The sequence below is a fragment of the Mariniflexile aquimaris genome (assembly GCF_042676825.1).
In the GTDB taxonomy this organism is placed as follows: Bacteria; Bacteroidota; Bacteroidia; order Flavobacteriales; family Flavobacteriaceae; genus Mariniflexile; species Mariniflexile aquimaris.
Genome location: NZ_JBHTIB010000012.1, coordinates 528,839 through 547,295 on the forward strand (window position 1 = coordinate 528,839; position 18,457 = coordinate 547,295).

Here is an 18,457-nt window from a genome sequence, read left to right on the forward strand (position 1 = left end):
AACCATAAAAAAAAGCTACTTCAACTTCGAAGTAGCTTTTTCTTTACAGATAACTGCGTTTTATTTAACTTCTTTCAAAGCGTTATCTATTAGTGTTCTTAAGTGCTGCTTGTGAGCAATTGATGAAATATCACCAGAACTCGCAGCCATTTTTCTAATATTTTGCAAATTGTATAATGCCATAGATTTTGCATTGTTAGAGAAACTAGCATTTTGCTTTCCCGTTAGCATGCTTATTAACATATTGGTATACTCTAATTGAAGATTTTGTCTGAATGAATTCACATTCCCATAAATATCTGCTTTAAAAATCGCATTATTTAAATCGGTCATATACGTGGTCAGCTTATATTCATTTCCGTATAACTCTGAATCTGAAATACGTTGCAACGTATTATAATGCAAAATATGATTGAGGACATTTTTTTGATAGGTGAGTACTTGCTTATGAATTTTTGGATCTTCAGGACCATTAAAAAATTCAAAACCTCGGCGTTGCATAGCTAAATAGTTATACAAATCGTTAGGTGCGTCGAAGGCATCTGGAGCAAATACGTATTTACTCAATGCCGCCATCGCTCTTTTTTGATCTTTTAAACTAACTGGTTCGTAAGGTTTCGTCCCTTCGCTTTGCCCATGCATAGAGCGATCTACGTAAACACCTCCAATAAATCTAGAGATGATGTTTGCCGCCGTGGCCTGTTGAGAACTAAGCAGATAATACACACGTCGTAATTCTTCATACGATTCCCCTGGTTTAGAGAATTTGCTTTTTAAATCCTTCATCAAATCATTTGATAATTCTATTCGGTCTATCGAAAAAGTGATTTGATCGTTAGACTGGTCTGACGTCATTACTCGAGGGTCTATCGCTTTACCAGGAGAACGCATATCATCGGCATCATTTCCAAACATATGTTCGGGTTTCGTAGATTCATTTAACAATGCTTGTCTTTCATTTTCTGTTTTGAAAGGTGTATACCCCAATTGAATTGCCCAAACATCATAAGGACCAACTGCCACATCATCATATTGTCCTTGTTTTGAACGATCTCTGGTTACGTTTAAAGCAGCATAATCCATCACGGAAGCCGTTAAACATTTGCCTTCAATAAAAACAGGATCTGCCAGTTGCTCTGGCGAAAATAACTGACTTGCTTTCATATTATGATTAAGTCCCAAAGTATGGCCTATTTCGTGCATAACCAAAGCAGTCATCGATTCCTTTTTAATGCGATCCATTTGAAGATCTGAATTGCTGTAAGCCGAAGCTGCTATTCCAGCAAACATGACGTCTTGATGAATTTGATGTCCTAATGAACAGCTTAAAAAATCATGAGAGTTATTAGCAAACGATTCATAAGGAGCATCTATCGAAGCCAATTCATAAACTTTATCATATAAAACTCGGTTGGTAAAATGCACAAATTCAAACATGATATCGGCGCCTAATATTTGCCCTGTTTTCGGATTAACAAAACTAGGACCGTAGCCACCAAACGGAGGTTTAGGGGATGATGTCCAGCGTAATACATTGTATCGAATATCGCCAGCATCCCAGTCGGCATCATCAGGTTGAATTTTTACAACCATCGCATTTTTAAATCCTGCTTTTTCAAAAGCCACATTCCATTGCAACACAGCATTGGTAATAGTTTCTCGCCATTCTAAAGGTGTTGAATTTTCAATCCACCAAACAATAGGTTCTTCAGGCTCGGACATTGCTGCCGCAGGGTCTTTTTTCTTTAGATGCCATCTATGAATTAAATCTCGGTAGGTAATGCTTTTTGTAGAAGTTTGATCGTCTACCTTAGTTGTAAAATATCCAACTCGCGGATCATCGAATCTCACATCATAGTCGTTTTCCGGCATAGCAACCAAACTATGAAAAATTTTAATGCTTACGTTTCTTCCATCGGTAACCGCCTCAGAACCTGAGTTTAATACAGAAGGCGATGAGTAAACATATTCTACTTCGAGATTAGTGTTTTCCGGATAATTTCTAATCGACCTTATCTTCGTTTTTTCTTTGCTTAAACTTCCTAATTTAAACGATGTTGGAGATTCATTCGGTGAACTTGCACGTTTAATTTGCGACAAGGTTTCACTAAGAAATAAATCGTCTGCTTTTATTAAGTAAAGTCCTTTTTTCTTGTCGGATGCTTCAATTTTTATACTTGCCAAGTTAGCATTGCTAATATTAGCGTCTTTAGATTTTGAAAGCGGACTCTCTGGATCAAAATAGAATGACGTATTTTGGGCTATAAATTCAATTTTATCGAAATATTTTTCAATCTTGAAGACTTTAGAACCCATGTAGGCGCCTCGATTATACCTGCCAGCATCTAGTATTCCGTCGGCAATCTGGCTAAAGTGAATGAATTCTTTATTTAATTGGTTTTCTGATATTAATAATTGTAAAGAACCTGTAATTGTATCTTGATAGATAGGAAACAACCCTTCAATTTTTTTAGATGATTTTATTAACTCCGCAATTGTTTTATCTTTTTTTGATGGGGGAGTAGCAACCTCGGTGTTATCACCTTTTTTGCTTTTCTTTTTCTTATCCTGAGCATGAATACTTTGAAAAATCAATGAAACAATAAAAACAATTACAATAATTCTGAATTTTAAAATACGAGATTTGAAGTGTGTCATAGGTTTAACTTTAACAGGATAACATCCTAATTTTAATTATTTATTTGAATTAGTCGCGCTAAAAATAAGCATATTGTTTTTTAAGAATTCTATAACAAAAGTTAAATTTTGTTAATGGAAATAGAATAAAAACGGATAAAATCAAATTTTTACATGAAACAGCTACAGGTTTTGGAGAATTTTATCTAAAACCCAATTGGCATGAATTGCTGATAAACCTGTTGATGGATGGGTGTAATTTTTATGAATAAGCATATCGCGCATCGCTTCAACGTGGTGAATTTGTATGTGTTTTGAATTTTCGATAAAAAGTTTTTCAGATGTCGTTTTGCTTTCTAAAATGATAGCATTGTCATGAAAAATTGAAAATTCTATGCGTCCTTCGCTCCCATAAATAGTGACTTGATCTATAGAATCATGACAATCAAAATTCCAACTTCCAGAGCCGGTAATAGTATTATCATGCATCCAACATGCGGTAAAGGCATCTTTAGCTGAATAATTTTTTTGCTGATTTAAGCTTATACCGTGCACTTCTTTAATATCTCCGAGTAAAAAGTTAAAAAGATCAAGTCCGTGGCTCGCCAAATCATCAAAATAGCCACCAGGCGCTATGGTCGCATCGGTTCGCCAATTATACTCTCCCGAGGTATCTAACGCACTTGCTGGTCTACTAAAGTGCCAATTAATGTGTCTAATTTCACCAATGGACTTAGCAATTAGCCACTCTTTTACTTTTAAAAACCGGGGTAAGGAACGGCGGTAATAGGCAACAAATAAAGGGATATTTTTATTGTTAAATACATTGTATATTTCTAAACTATCGGCATAACTAGATGTCATAGGTTTTTCAATACAACAAATTTTACCAGCATCGGCCACTTTTAAAGCATATAGTTTATGGCTGTCTGGAGGCGTTGCAATATAAACGGCATCAACTTCATCATCGTTAATTAAATCGTCTGCATTTGTGTAATATTTTTTTATTTGATGTCTGATAGCATAGTCTTTTGCTTTTTCGGCATCACGTCGCATCACAGCAACGAGTTCAAAACCAGAAGTTAATTTATATGCAGGTCCGCTTTTAACTTCGGTAACATTACCGCAGCCAATAATGCCCCATTTTATAATAGTATTATTTTTCATGAACATATTTTAAAACAAAAAAGAGCGTTTATAGCGCTCTTTTTGTAAATAATAATTTTTTAATCTTCACTTTCTTCCATGGTGTGATATACATTTTGTACATCATCATCATCGTCTAATTTTTCTAAAAGTTTCTCAACATCCGCAGCTTCTTCAGGAGTTAGTTTTTTAGTAACCTGAGGAATGCGTTCAAAGCCCGAAGACAATATTTCTATACCTTTTTCTTCTAAGGCAGCTTGTATAGCCCCAAAACTTTCAAAAGGCGCATAAATTAGGATGCCATCTTCATCTGCAAAAACTTCTTCGGCACCGTAATCAATAAATTCTAATTCAACTTCTTCAGGATCTAATCCTTCAGCATTTATTCTAAAATTACAAGTATGGTCGAACATAAAAACTACCGAACCTGATGTTCCTAAACTCCCATCGCATTTATTAAAGTAGCTTCGCACATTAGCTACGGTTCTGGTGTTATTATCGGTAGCTGTTTCAACTAAAACAGCAATTCCATGCGGCGCATAACCTTCAAAAATAACTTCTTTATAATCACCCTGTCCTTTTTCACTTGCCTTTTTAATTGCGCGTTCTACATTGTCTTTCGGCATATTTACAGCCTTAGCATTTTGCATTACGGCTCTTAAACGGGCATTACCAGCAGGGTCTGGACCGCCTTCTTTCACAGCCATTACTATATCTTTACCAATACGAGTAAATGCTTTACTCATGGCAGACCAACGTTTCATTTTACGTGCTTTTCTAAATTCGAAAGCTCTTCCCATACCAATATTGTTTATTATCTATTTATTATTTTTTATCGAGACGCAAATTTAAAAAAATCTGTCAATTGAAAAACGGATTGCTGCTTTTTTAAATATTGTAAATAGCCGCGATAACTGAGTGTGTAAAAAAAATTTAATCTTCTTCTGGTTCAACAATTGCTTCGATTGCTTTGGCTAATTTAAAATCTTTTTCTGTAACGCCATTTGCACTGTGTGTTGTTAACGAAATGGTTAAAACATTATAGACATTAGACCAGTCTGGATGGTGGTTTAATGCTTCACATTCAAATGCAATGCGGCTCATAGCACTGAAACAATCTTTAAAATTATCAAATTCAAATTCAGCATGAATAGCATGATCATAATAATCCCAATCGGGAAAATTAAGTAATCTTTTTTCAATTTCGTCTTTAGAAAGTTTATTCATAATTATATTTTTTATAATAATTTATTAGCTATCAATGTACTAAAATCATACGTAAGCGACAACTTATATTTTTAGCGTTTCTATAATGCTATGGCTTGTAAGTTGTAAGTTTTTTGGAAGCAGATTATATTTAGGTAGTACAGCCAAATACCTGTCGTTGTTGGTAGTATAAACCTGTTTATAAATGGCATTTTTTAAGTTTAATGATGCAATAATTTCTTTAATAAATTCATCATGATGGACTAAATCGCTGCTTCCCGAATGAAAAATGCCGGATTTGTTTCTATTTATTATATAATGTATTTGTTGTGTAACTTTAGAATCGTTGGTAACATTCATGATTAAATTTGGAAACACTTCAATAGGCGTTTTGTCGTTTATATCTTGAACAATCTTTTGAATGCGGGGAGAATTTGATCCGAAAACCATTGGCAATCTTAAAATTGCGATTTGACTTTTAGGTAATCGCAACAGCATGTTTTCTATTTTGATTTTAAAATGCCCGTAAATACTATGACTTAACGTTTTGTCTTGTTCATAACTTGGGTATTTACTATAAGCGTCAAAAACATTGGCGGACGATAAAAATATAAATTTAATTTTTCTTGAAAACACATATTCTGCCACATGTTTATGAGCGATAAACTGAAAAGCAAAATCGCCACGAAGTGCAGATATAATAACCGTAGGTTTTACGATGTCCAGTATTTCGTAAACATCGTCTTCTTCGATATTATAGTGGAAAAAATGATTATTTTTTTCTAATTGGTTATTGGGTGTTCGATAGGTTCCAAAAGTTTTAAAATAGGAGCAGAGTTCTTTATATATAGCGTTTCCTAAAAAGCCGCTAGCTCCTAAAATTAAAATTCTATGTTTATCTTCTCGACTATTCATGAAATTTCTTCAAACAAAAAATTTGTTTAAAATATAGATAATTTGGTTTTGGTAGTAAATTGTTCTAAAGCCAACATACCCAATTTAGAATTCCCTTTTAAATTGAGTCCTGGCGCCCAGGTAGTAATTACATAATTATTTGGTAATAAGGCTACAATACCACCACCTACGCCACTTTTTCCGGGCAATCCAACTTCGAATGCAAATTCGCCTGCTTCATCGTAAAACCCACAGGTTAGCATAATGGCATTGATACGTTTAGCCTGAGATTCTGAAATAATGTTTTTGTTAGACAGACTCACCCCTTTATTTGCTAAAAAATAGAATGCTTTTGTTAATTGGCTGCAAGTCATCTCGATAGAACACTGATGAAAATAAAAATCTAATACCTCATCAACACTATTATCAAGGTTTTTAAACGATTTTAAAAGATTAGCGGCGGCATAATTTTTAAAGCCCGTATTTTTCTCTGAGTTTGCTACTGTTAGGTTATAATTAACATCGTTATCGCCAGTTAATTCTCGAATATAATTCAAGAAATCTTCTTTAGGATTTTTTAAATTACTAATTAAAATATCTGCAATTATGATGGCTCCAGAATTTATTAATGGGTTTCTTGGTTTGCCGTTTTCGATTTCTAACAAGGCTAACTGATTAAATGGATGCCCTGAAGGTTCTACATCTATACGTTTCCAAACGGTTCCGTTTACTAACGAAATGGCCTTTGATAGCGCAAGAACTTTTGAGATACTTTGAATGGAGAATTTTTTATTAAAATCGCCTATACCATAGTCTTTACCATCAAATGTTCTTAAGTGAATTCCAAAACTATTTATATCAATATTTGCCAATTCTGGAATATAGGTTGGAACCTTACCTTTATCTTCAGCATTTAAGGCGTCTTTATAAATGGTTTCTAAAATAGCTTGAAAACTGAGCATATTTAATTTTTATAAAATGGCAATTTTACCACTGTTGCTGAAATCGCATTTTTGCGAATTTGAATGTTTATTTTACTGCCAATTTCAGAAAACAAAGTTGGCACATAACCTAATCCGATTCCTTTATTTAAGGATGGTGACATAGTGCCTGAGGTTACTTCACCAATTTTGTTTCCGTTCGTATCGACAATATCATAACCGTGACGTGGAACTCCGCGTTCGTCTAGCTCAAAAGCCACTAATTTACGTTTTGGGCCTTGTTCTTTTTCCTTTTTTAAAGCTTCAGAATTTGTAAAGTCTTTTGTGAATTTTGTTATCCAACCCAACCCAGCTTCAATAGGCGAGGTTGTATCGTCGATATCATTTCCGTAAAGACAATACCCCATTTCTAAGCGAAGCGTATCTCTAGCCGCCAAACCTATTGGTTTAATGCCATAATCTGCACCAGCTTCAAATACTTTATCCCAGATTTGTTTTACCTCTGAGTTTTTACAATAAATTTCGAAACCGCCGCTACCTGTATAACCTGTTGCAGATATGATAACATGCTCTATACCTGCAAAATCGCCCACAATAAAATTGTAAAAGTTTATAGCCGATAAATCGTGACTTGACAAGGACTGCATCGCTTCAATAGCTTTTGGACCTTGAATGGCAAGCAACGAATAGTCATCACTCAAATCGCGCATGCTGGCACCAACATCGTTTTTAGACGAAATCCAGTTCCAATCTTTTTCAATATTGCTTGCATTTACAACTAAGAGATAGGTATCTTCTTTAATACGATACACAATTAAATCGTCTACAATTCCACCTGTATCGTTTGGCAAGCAACTGTATTGTGCTTTCCCAATAGTTAATTTAGAAGCATCATTGCTTGTTACTTTTTGAATTAATGCCAACGCATGTTCACCCTCAATTAAAAACTCACCCATATGCGATACATCAAATACACCAACAGCGTTTCTAACCGTTTCGTGTTCGGCATTGACACCTTCATATTGTACGGGCATGTTAAAACCTGCAAATGGAACCATTTTAGCTCCTAAAGCTTCGTGAGTTGATGTTAAGGCGGTGTTTTTCATACGATAGTTATATTTTTTAGTATTCCCTCGAAAGCAGAGAATCTCATTATTTTTTCAACGAAAGCAAATGTATTGAAATTTATATAAACAGTTTTTTTAGATGCGTAAAAATATAACTAACTGTTTAAATTAATATGGGAATTAATTTCCAACGAAATATTCAACATTGATTAATTGAATGGAATTGATAATTCCCAGATTTAATGAATCTTGTTTATCGAAGGTTAAAATGCAACTAGAATTCGCATCAATAGAATAACAAGGAGAAGAAGCATTATTAGAATAACTACTGGAAATTTTTAAACCATCGGCCAGAGTTGTTAATACAGGCAATCCAACAATCGCATAATTATTAGGATTGATAAGTTTAATTTCAAATTGCAATCTGTTTGTGTTATTGCCTGTATCTGGTGTAAAGTTAAAGCTTATAACTTCATACGAGAAATTTTTAAGTTTTCCTGATACTTCAATAGGATTGGCGTCTTCAGGTTCTGGGAAATCACACGGTACTTCCTGTTTTATTTCAGGAATGTGCATCGAACCGTAGGGTCCGCTTATAGAATACCCATATTGCACTATAATGGTCTTTACGCAATTATCGTCTTTTGATGAACAGCCTAAAACACAAACGGCGCAAATAAATAGCAGAATACGGTTTTTTATGGTCTTCATGACTTCAATAAAAAGTCTTTTAAATCCTCATAAGTTGAAATAACAACCGATTCTTTTTCTTTGCCCATAACCGACTGGATTTGTTCTGGAAGTGGTTGCTTTTCTTTGATAACTTCTTCTACAACATCTAAGAATTTAGTAGGATGCGCAGTTTCTAAAAACACACAATGGGCGCTAGGATTTTCTTGTAAATAAGCTTTGCATCCTAAATATCCAACGGCACCATGTGGGTCTGCCACATAGTTGTAATTATTATAAACTTCCAAAATGGCTTCTTTAGTTGCTTCATCAGAAAAACTATAAGAAGACACATTATCTTTTAAAGCTTCAAAATTGTTTTTGTAAATCTCTTGAATGCGTATAAAATTACTTGGTGCCCCTACATCCATAGCATTACTTATGGTTTGAACCGATGGTTTTGGCTCGTATAGTTGTGAAATTAAATAACGCGTTACTACATTATTAGCATTATTGGATGCCACAAAATGATTGATTGGTAAACCGAGTTGTTGCGCCATCATACCTGCACAAATGTTTCCAAAATTACCACTTGGCACTGAAAAAACGATGTCTTTATGCTTGTTGTGCAATTGTTTATATGCAAACATAAAATAAAACAATTGAGGCAACCAGCGTGCAACATTTATCGAGTTTGCAGATGTTAACTGCATCTTGCTTGTTAAGGCTTCGTCTAAAAATGCTGTTTTTACCATGGCTTGACAATCGTCGAATGTGCCATTAACTTCCAAAGCCTTAATATTTTGACCTAAGGTGGTTAATTGCATTTCTTGAATATCGCTCACTTTTCCACTAGGGTAAAGGATAACTACATTTACACCTTTAACACCTAAAAACCCATTGGCAACAGCGCCGCCAGTATCGCCAGAAGTGGCCACTAATACGGTTACTTCTCTGTCGTTATTTTGGTTAAAATAGCCTAAACAACGCGCCATAAATCGCGCACCAACATCTTTAAATGCCATAGTTGGACCATGGAACAGCTCTAATGTTGAGATGTTATCGTTTAAATTCACCACAGGAAAATCGAATGACAGGGTTTCTTCAACAATAACTTTTAAGACAGCTTCCGGAATTTCAGGAGACACGAATTGTTTAATAGCTTCAAAAGCAATATCATTATAGGATAAGCTATCAATGTTATCAAAAAACGATTGAGGAAGTGGGGTAATACTTTCTGGAAAATATAATCCTTTATCTGGCGCGATTCCTTTTATAACGGCATCTTTAAATGATGCGTTTGGTGCTTTATGATTTAGTGAGTAGTAATTCATTGTTTTTAATGTTGACCGAAGTCGGAAGACCGAAGTCGGAATGATTATTTACGTTTATTAATCAAATTTTCTTAACTAATTTATATTTTTTCTAAATGCACTCATCATATTCATCAAATGAAATGCTTCATTATATAATTCTGTAAATTTTGCATCAATAATATAGTTTCTTCTTTTTGCTTTAAATAAACAGGTTACAACCTCTGCCAAGGAGCGCATGGAATAGCCTATGAATTTTTTTTGTTCTAAATTTGATTGTCCAATTGAACCTTCCGCAATATTTAGTGCAATAGAATCTGATGCTCTCCATATTTGCGAAGATATATTGAACTTTTCTCTGTCAGGAAACGACATGGATACTTGATCTATAACTTCACCAAAATCCATGGCTTTTTGCCAAATAACAAGTTTTTCAAATTTGAATTTATCCATTTATACTTTTAAAAATTAAACTTCCATCTTCCGTCATCTGTCATTAATCTTTCGTCTTCAAAGGATTTTAATCCCTTCCGTGTTAATTTTAGTAATATGTATATCGAAATCTATATGGGTTTTAGCATACACATTTTTCATGGCATCAGCCACATTCATAGCTGTTTTTAATCCTTTACTTAATGAAAAAATTGAGGGTCCAGAACCCGAAATTCCAGCACCTAAAGCACCTGCTTTAAGGACTTCATTTTTAACATCGTGATAATGTGGGATTAACTGACTTCTAAATGGTTCTACAATCACATCGTTTAAAGAGCGCTGAATTAATTCGAAGTCGCTTGTATGTAAGGCATGAATTAAACTTCCAAAATTAGCCCATTGTGTTATGGCATTTTGTAACGCAACCTCTTTAGGTAAAATAGCCCTTGCTTCAGAAGTTTTTATTTCTATTTGCGGATGAATAATGGTTGCATATAAATCGTCTGGAGAGGGAATTTCAAGAATCTCTAGAGGCGACATACTTTTAACCAGTGTAAAACCACCAAACATAGCAGGAGCAAGGTTATCGGCGTGCTCACATTTACTCGCTAAAGCTTCACCCTTAATGGCAAACTCGGTAAGTTGTGTTTTGTTATAAGGTCTTCCTAAAAGCTCATTCATACCAAAAACACTACCTACGGCACTGGCGGCGCTACTACCAATACCACTGCCAGGTTTAATTTTTTTATAGATTTCAATTTCGAATCCGCAATCGGGTTTTGCAGCTTCGTACATGGCTAATGCCGAAACACCTGCAACGTTTAATTCGGTTTCGTAGGGCAAATCGAATCCTTCAACTTTGGTAATAAAAATGCCTTTTTTATCGATTTTCCTAATCAGCATTTCGTCTCCAACACTATCTAAGCAAAAGCCTAAAACATCGAAACCACAGGCTACATTGGCAACGGTTGCTGGTGAAAATATTTTTATTTCGTTCATTTTTTTTAGATATAAGAATTTAGACCATAGACTTTAGATATTTATCTGAGATCTACCGCCTAAAGTCTATCGTCTTAATTAATCATTTCCAATTCTAATAATATCAGCAAATAACCCAGAGGCAGTTACATCGGCACCAGCTCCAGCACCTTTAATTATCATAGGTTGTTCTGGGTATCGTTGCGTGTAAAACATAACAATATTATCTTTACCTTTAAGGTTATAAAACGGATGGTCGCTCGGTATTTCTTGTAAACTCACGCTCGCTTTACCATTATTAAATTGGGCGACATATTTTAACTGGCAGTTTTTCGATTTCGCGGAAGCATATAAACTTTGGTAATGCGCTTCGTCTGTGATTAATGTTTGATAAAAATCATCAACAGAACCGCTTTTCATGCCAGCTTCCGACAAGAATGGTGTGTTTTCAATATCTTCTAAATTCATCTCCACACCACTTTCTCTGGCAAGGATTAATATTTTTCTTGCTACGTCTACACCACTTAAATCGATTCTAGGATCTGGTTCTGTATAGCCTTCGGCAGCTGCTTGCTTCACCACATCGTAAAACTTGGTAGTATCATTAAAATTATTAAATACAAAATTTAAACTTCCCGATAATACGGCGTGAATGGACGTAATTTTGTCGCCAGAAGCGATTAAATTACTTAAGGTATCAATAATCGGTAAGCCCGCGCCCACATTGGTTTCGAACAAAAACGGCGCGTTGTATTTTAACGATAAACGTTTTAATAATTTATAGTTTTCGTAATCGCTTGAACAAGCTATTTTATTACACGCCACAACGCCTATACTTTGACGAAGATAGTTGGCGTAAAGGTTTGCTACTTCTTTATTGGCAGTAACATCCACAAAAATACTGTTACGTAAATTTAGTGCTTTGGTATTCTCGAAAAAGCCTTCTAATGTTGCTTTTTCACCTTTAGCCAATTGCTCTTTCCAAGTCGTTAAATCGATGCCTTCCTCATTAAAAATCATGGTTCGGGAATTCGATAAACCAGCTACGCGTAAATTTATTTTTAGGTTTTCCTTTAAATATTTACGCTGTTGTTTAATTTGTTCAACCAATCGTTCTCCAACATTACCAACACCTGTAATAAATACATTGAGCTGTTTTGTTTTAGACTCGAAAAACTGTTCGTGCAAGGTGTTTAATGCCTTCTTAACATCACTTTGTAAAATAACTGCAGAAATATTTTTCTCTGAAGCACCTTGCGCAATGGCTCTAATATTAATATTGTTTTTACCTAAAGTGCTAAACATTTTACCGCTTATACCTTGATGGTTTTTCATATTATCTCCCACTAAGGCAATAATAGAAAGGTCTTTTTCAACAATAATAGGATCTATTTTATGCAATGCAATTTCGTTATCGAACGCGGCATCAATAGCATCTTTAGCCTTGTCTGCATCACCTTCGTCAATTCCTAAACAAATAGAATGTTCAGACGATGCTTGGGTGATTAAAATCACATTTATTTTTTCTTGAGATAAGACTTCAAACAAACGCTTAGAAAATCCTGGAATACCAATCATACCACTACCTTGCAAGGTTAACAACGCGATATTTCCGATGTTACTAATACCTTTTACGGGTGATGAAGATATTGTTTCATCGTTAGAAATAATAGTTCCAACCGCTTCTGGTTCTAGGGTGTTTTTAATATGAATTGGGATGTTTAAATCTAAAACAGGTTGCACAGTAGGAGGGTATAACACTTTGGCTCCAAAATGAGATAATTCCATTGCCTCCTGATACGATATTTTATCGATAGGGTAGGCTTGCTTTACCAATTTTGGGTTGGTAGTAAACATACCGCTAACATCAGTCCAAATTTCTAGTTGTTTTACTTTTAAAGCAGCTGCTACGATAGCTGCTGTAAAGTCTGAACCACCGCGACCTAAGGTAGTTATTTCGCCCAATTGCGATTTAGCAATAAATCCAGGAAGTATGGTAATCTGCTGCGGCGCGGTGTTGAAATAATCTTGTAAATTTTTATTGGTAATGCTGTAATTAACTTCGGCTTTTGTGAAGTTAGAATTTGTAACCACCAAGTCCTGTGAGTTTTTACATTCGGCAGAAATACCACGATTTTTCATAGTTTCTGCAATAATGTAAGAAGACAGCAACTCGCCATAGCTCACTAATTTATCGGATGTTTTTGGGGATAATTCATTAATCAAATAAATCCCTTCTAACAAACTATGAAGCGCTTCTAATTTAGCGTCAACATAAGTTATTATGGTTTCGCTATTTACTGGATTTAATTCATTTATGATGTCTAGATGAATCTGTTTAATGCCGTGAAAAGTATCTTTAAAACCAGCGTCTTTATTTTGAGCTTGTTTTCCTGCTAATAGGAGTTTGTCTGTTATGCCACCAACGGCAGAAACAACGCAAATTACCTTATCTAATTTAGCATAATCTTCTAAAATGCTAATAACATTATTTATGTTTTTTGACGAACCTACAGAGGTTCCTCCAAATTTTAAAACCTTCATTTTTTAATGAATTGATAATTGAAAAAATATTTAAAATCTTGTAATTATAAAAATTACAAATATAACCTGAAGAATATATACCTAGCAACCCCAAAGGGTAGTAATGATTGTAGTTGTACCAAAAAAAGAGGTGTTTCCTTTTGTTGTAAAAGAATGGAAAGCGCTGCTATTTTGGATTAAATGGTTCATTATACTAAATACTAATACAAATCAAAAGTATCACATTTAATCTTATAAAAAAACAAAAATTATTTTTTTGCGGTATTCTTATGTAGAAGGTATTTTCTTTTAATAATATGAACTTATTTCTGAATGAATTAGAAAATTGATAAAATAAATTCAGGCTTTACCACCTATAATCTTATGTAGTTATTGTGCGTTAAATTGGCTAATCATTTCATTAATAAGTAAGAAATCACTCAGCAAAAATATTTATTTATACGATAAAGTGTAATATTTATACGTTTAAATGTATTTTGTATGAAAAAAATCATATATTTGTGAGCCTTAATTAGTTAATCCTACAAAATGAAAACAAAAGCCCTTCTTCGAAATAGTTTAATATCACTTATATTTTTAAGTTATTTAACTATACAATCACAAGTTACTAAGGTGTTTGATTTTAATTCAACCAATCAATTACTCACGGAATTTAATCAGGGTGGTAGCTCAAAACTTATAACCCAAACTTCGAATGCTGGTATAGGTAATTCTGGCACCGTGAGCGTTTTAGGTGAAACGAATGAAGTTTTTACATCAAAACAAGGATATTCAATAACAGGAAAAGGCTCGCACTACGAGTTTAAAACGTATTTTAAGAGCGAGTATAACAACGGCTATGGCGGATTTGGTTTTACCTCGAATCCTAATGCTTCACACTATTTTTATGCAGCTCCTATGGATGGTTTAGGCATATCCTTACATGGTGGCGGTTATATTTTTTCTAGTGGTTTAATAACCGAATCTGGATCTTGGACCAACGAAGATGTTTTAAATAGTGCCTCGGCAGACAAATGGTATTTAGCGGTATTGACGATTGATTTGTTAGGCAATAGCAATTTTGAAATGACTATAAGTATCTATCCTTCAAAATCGGATGGTACGTTGCTGGATTCTTCCAATCCGATTGAAACTAAAACATGGAAAGTTCAAAATAAAGTCATGGCTAACTCTAAAATTATATATGCTTATTTTGGTTTTGGAGGGCAAAGAATTACCAATTTTGACAACTACGTTATTAACTTAAAAGGTGGTGCCACCATAGTAGAAGCCGGAGCTCCGGTGGTGATTGGCAGTTCTGTATTGAATAATAACACCAAACAAATAGAGATAAGTTGTGATGTTACCGATGATAGAGGTAATGATGTTACCGAGAAAGGTATAGTTTACAGTACTTCGGTTGAGCTACCAACAGTATCTGATTCTAAAATTGATCTCGGCGGTGGGGAAGGTCCTTACAGTTATCAAATAGAAAATTTAATACCAAATACCATGTATTATGTACGATCGTATGCAAAAAACGCGAATGGCATTTCGTATGGCAATATAAATACGATCGACACCAGTGCAATGAGCGATATTATCATAGATTTTAAAGCAAAAATTAAAACATACCCAAACCCTTCTACCAACTATATCGGGCTTTCTGGATTATCTGAATCTGAAAATTACGTGATTTACAGTTTGCAAGGAAAAGAAATATTGCGTGGCACAATAGCCAAAGAAAATAAAATTGATGTGAGATTTTTATCAAATGGTATGTATTTGCTAAAATTAGAAAACTTTGAAATTATTAAGTTTATCAAAGAATAGAATAGTTAATACTGTGTTGTTATTTTTCATTTAAAAGCACAAATCCTTAGTTGAAAATTTAGCTAAGGATTTTTTATTTGCGTAAATTGTCTCGTTATTTTTTCATTAAAAATTGCAATTCTATTTTTCATATTAAATCTCAATAAATTACATGAAACTATTTTCGAAAGAGCAAATTTATATGGCCGATAAGTTAACCATTGAACGTCAGAACATCTCTTCAACAGATTTAATGGAGCGTGCAGGTTCACAGGTTTTTAATTGGATACACATGCGTTTACAAGGTGCACAAGTACCAATACATGTGTTTTGTGGTATTGGTAATAATGGTGGCGACGGATTAGTTATTGCTAGACAATTAATATTAGATGGTTATAACGTAAAAACCTATGTGGTTAATTGTAGTGACAAGCGCTCTAAAGATTTTTTAATTAATTACGATCGCATAAAAAATGTAACTAAAAAATGGCCAACACTTTTAAGCTGCGATGATGATTTTCCGGTAATTAATGCTGAAGATGTTATAGTCGATGCCATTTTTGGAATTGGTTTAAACCGACCGGTAGATCCATGGATAAAAAATCTTTTTAAATATTTTAGAAACACTAAAGCTTTTGTGTTATCTGTTGATATTCCTTCGGGATTAAGCACTGAAAATATTCCTGTAGATGAAGATTCCGTGGTATGGGCAACCTATACCTTAAGCTTCGTTACTCCTAAATTGGTATTTTTTCTACCAGAAACCGCAAAATATACGGTGCACTGGGAAGTGCTAAACATCGGATTGGATGAAGATTTTTTAATGAATACGACTACTGAAGTCGATTTAATAGGAAAAAACGAAGTTCTACCGCTTTATATTCCAAGAGAACAGTTTTCACATAAAGGTCAGTTTGGACATAGTTTAATAATTGGTGGCTGTTACGGTAAAATAGGAGCGGTTACATTGGCTAGTAAAGCTTCTTTATCTGCTGGTGCAGGACTGGTTTCTGCTTATGTTCCCAAATGCGGCTATATACCTATACAAACGGCATTTCCAGAAGCCATGGTAATTACAGATACAGATGATGAGATTATTACTAAAATTGATTTTAAAATAACGCCAAGTGTTGTTAGCTTTGGAGTTGGAGTAGGTACAGACACGAAGACAATTAATGCTTTTGAAGATTTTTTAAAGCAAAATAAAACGCCACTCGTTATTGATGCGGATGGTATTAACATTCTAGCAAAAAAGAAAAGCTTATTGCAATTACTTCCATTAAACACCGTTTTAACGCCACACCCGAAAGAGTTAGAGCGTTTAATTGGGGATTGGAAAGACGATTTTGATAAACTTAAAAAAGTCAAAGCATTTTCTAAAAAACACAAGCTTATAATCGTAATAAAAGGCGCGCATACTATAACTGTTTTTCAAGATAAACTTTATGTTAACACAACGGGCAATCCGGGGATGGCAACTGCAGGTTCTGGCGATGTTTTAACAGGAATTATAACAGGATTAATTTCACAAGGATATAGTCCCTTGAACGCCACAATATTTGCAGTGTATTTACACGGTAAATCTGGCGATTTTGCAGTTGAAAAATACGGTTACCAAAGTTTAAATGCAAGCCATATTATTAACTATTTAGGAGACGCGTTTATCGATTTATTCAGGTTGCCAGAGCCACCACAAGAAGAAGAAATAGAAGAAGCTGAAGCCACCAAAAAGGATTAGAAATTAAAAAGCACCACTTTTAAGGTGGTGCTTTTTAAAAGTAATTACCCGATAATTTTAAATATTTAAAGAGGTAAATAATTCTGTAAGACTAGCATCAGAAGGTCTCGGCGCATCTGGTGTTACCACATTTCCGTTAGGATCAATCAGAATAAACCTTGGAATTCCGTTAATTTTATAATCTAAAACAAATTGCGATTGCCATCCGTTTGGCGCAAATAATTGTATACCACTTAACTCTTTATCGGCTATCATGGCTTTCCAATCGGCTCTCGCTTTGTCCCAAGAGCCACCATGACTTCTATCGTCATCAATAGATAAACTCACAAATTGAATGTTTTTTCCGTGGTACTTTTTTTCTAAGGCTTTTAAAGAAGGGATTTCTACTTTACATGGTCCACACCAAGTCGCCCAAACATCTATGTAAACGTATTTTCCTTTTAAATCGGACAATGAGGTTTTACTTCCATTATAATTTTCATAGCCTTCAAATACGGGTGAAGGCGTTCCTGCCGGTAATTCGTCTTTTAATGTAATTGACTCTGCTAAATAATTTTTATAAGAATTCAACATAGGGTCTAACTCTCTAGTTAGCCTATTAATAATCATAGTGTCAATATTTTTATTGGCCAAATAAAACTCCGATAAACTAGCTTTAGCTTCACTAAGTTTCGCTTCTAAACCTTTCATATTTAATTTACCGAGAACTTCTAAATCTAAAAGTTTTTCTCTCAGTAAAGATTGTTTAGCCAAAAAGTTACTATGCTCAGCTCCAACTCCAGAATAGGCGATGGATTCATCAAATTGTTTGGTATCTAAAGTCAGATTGATGTCGAAACCGTTTTTTAAGAAAATTGAAGTAGATTCGTTTCCATCGTATAAATTATAAACACCTGCTTCAACTTTAAGCGTGTCTTTAAAAGTGCCATCGCTATTAACCTGTATGGTTTTAGAGTAAGTACGAGATCTTACAACAATGGAATCACTACTCTTGTCGGTTATTTTTCCAGACAAAGTAACGTAATCTTTAGGTTCTTCCTTACAAGCTATAATGGCAAAGGCAAGAGTCAATAAAAGTATTTTTTTCATGTGTTTGTTTTT

At 34.3% G+C, this 18,457-nt stretch carries 15 protein-coding genes; 2 read left to right on the forward strand and 13 right to left on the reverse strand.

Annotation, left to right across the window (positions count from 1 at the left end; all coding sequences use genetic code 11):
- Positions 1 to 60: 60 nt before the first annotated feature.
- The 12 genes from ACFQ0I_RS10315 to thrA all read right to left on the reverse strand — a co-directional run bounded on the left by ACFQ0I_RS10315 (position 61) and on the right by thrA (position 13,827).
- The gene (locus ACFQ0I_RS10315; RefSeq protein WP_379941960.1) at positions 61 to 2,658 is read right to left on the reverse strand and encodes a zinc-dependent metalloprotease; all 2,598 of its coding nucleotides are present in this window, start codon (positions 2,656 to 2,658) and stop codon (positions 61 to 63) included.
- Positions 2,659 to 2,820: 162 nt separating this feature from the next.
- A complete protein-coding gene (locus ACFQ0I_RS10320) occupies positions 2,821 to 3,804 on the reverse strand; it encodes a Gfo/Idh/MocA family protein (RefSeq protein WP_379941963.1) in 984 nt (327 codons plus the stop codon).
- Positions 3,805 to 3,863: 59 nt separating this feature from the next.
- Entirely contained in the window at positions 3,864 to 4,583 is a 720-nt protein-coding gene (locus ACFQ0I_RS10325; RefSeq protein ID WP_379941966.1) for a YebC/PmpR family DNA-binding transcriptional regulator, read from the reverse strand.
- Between the two features lie 133 nt (positions 4,584 to 4,716).
- A complete protein-coding gene (locus ACFQ0I_RS10330) occupies positions 4,717 to 5,010 on the reverse strand; it encodes a 4a-hydroxytetrahydrobiopterin dehydratase (protein WP_379941968.1) in 294 nt (97 codons plus the stop codon).
- A 63-nt stretch (positions 5,011 to 5,073) separates the two neighbouring features.
- Positions 5,074 to 5,904, reverse strand: coding sequence for a sugar nucleotide-binding protein (locus tag ACFQ0I_RS10335; RefSeq protein ID WP_379941970.1), 831 nt, complete (start codon positions 5,902 to 5,904; stop codon positions 5,074 to 5,076).
- Positions 5,905 to 5,930: 26 nt separating this feature from the next.
- Entirely contained in the window at positions 5,931 to 6,845 is a 915-nt protein-coding gene (locus tag ACFQ0I_RS10340) for a glutaminase (RefSeq protein ID WP_379941972.1), read from the reverse strand.
- A 2-nt stretch (positions 6,846 to 6,847) separates the two neighbouring features.
- Positions 6,848 to 7,930: a glycine cleavage system aminomethyltransferase GcvT gene (gene gcvT, locus ACFQ0I_RS10345; RefSeq protein WP_379941975.1), complete on the reverse strand. Its 1,083-nt coding sequence runs from the start codon at positions 7,928 to 7,930 to the stop codon at positions 6,848 to 6,850.
- Positions 7,931 to 8,071: 141 nt separating this feature from the next.
- A complete protein-coding gene (locus tag ACFQ0I_RS10350; RefSeq protein WP_379941978.1) occupies positions 8,072 to 8,602 on the reverse strand; it encodes a hypothetical protein in 531 nt (176 codons plus the stop codon).
- Positions 8,599 to 9,894 (reverse strand): threonine synthase, encoded by a 1,296-nt coding sequence (gene thrC, locus ACFQ0I_RS10355; RefSeq protein WP_379941981.1) that lies wholly within the window; start codon positions 9,892 to 9,894, stop codon positions 8,599 to 8,601. The genes ACFQ0I_RS10350 and thrC overlap by 4 nt, the downstream gene beginning before the upstream one ends.
- Positions 9,895 to 9,969: 75 nt before the next feature.
- Positions 9,970 to 10,326, reverse strand: a complete 357-nt coding sequence (locus tag ACFQ0I_RS10360; RefSeq protein ID WP_379941983.1) for a four helix bundle protein — start codon at positions 10,324 to 10,326, stop codon at positions 9,970 to 9,972.
- Positions 10,327 to 10,383: 57 nt separating this feature from the next.
- The gene (locus tag ACFQ0I_RS10365) at positions 10,384 to 11,304 is read right to left on the reverse strand and encodes a homoserine kinase (protein ID WP_379941985.1); all 921 of its coding nucleotides are present in this window, start codon (positions 11,302 to 11,304) and stop codon (positions 10,384 to 10,386) included.
- A gap of 78 nt (positions 11,305 to 11,382) precedes the next feature.
- Positions 11,383 to 13,827 carry a bifunctional aspartate kinase/homoserine dehydrogenase I gene (gene thrA, locus ACFQ0I_RS10370; protein ID WP_379941987.1) on the reverse strand — a complete coding sequence of 815 codons (2,445 nt, stop codon included), beginning with the start codon at positions 13,825 to 13,827 and terminating at the stop codon, positions 11,383 to 11,385.
- A 528-nt stretch (positions 13,828 to 14,355) separates the two neighbouring features.
- On the opposite strand from thrA, the gene ACFQ0I_RS10375 reads away from it, so the two are divergent.
- Positions 14,356 to 15,639 (forward strand): T9SS type A sorting domain-containing protein, encoded by a 1,284-nt coding sequence (locus ACFQ0I_RS10375; protein ID WP_379941989.1) that lies wholly within the window; start codon positions 14,356 to 14,358, stop codon positions 15,637 to 15,639.
- A gap of 151 nt (positions 15,640 to 15,790) precedes the next feature.
- Complete coding sequence (locus ACFQ0I_RS10380; RefSeq protein WP_379941992.1) at positions 15,791 to 17,356, forward strand: NAD(P)H-hydrate dehydratase; 1,566 nt, start codon at positions 15,791 to 15,793, stop codon at positions 17,354 to 17,356.
- A gap of 57 nt (positions 17,357 to 17,413) precedes the next feature.
- Here ACFQ0I_RS10380 and ACFQ0I_RS10385 read toward each other — a convergent pair whose 3' ends face one another.
- Positions 17,414 to 18,445 (reverse strand): TlpA family protein disulfide reductase, encoded by a 1,032-nt coding sequence (locus ACFQ0I_RS10385; protein WP_379941995.1) that lies wholly within the window; start codon positions 18,443 to 18,445, stop codon positions 17,414 to 17,416.
- Positions 18,446 to 18,457 lie beyond the last annotated feature (12 nt).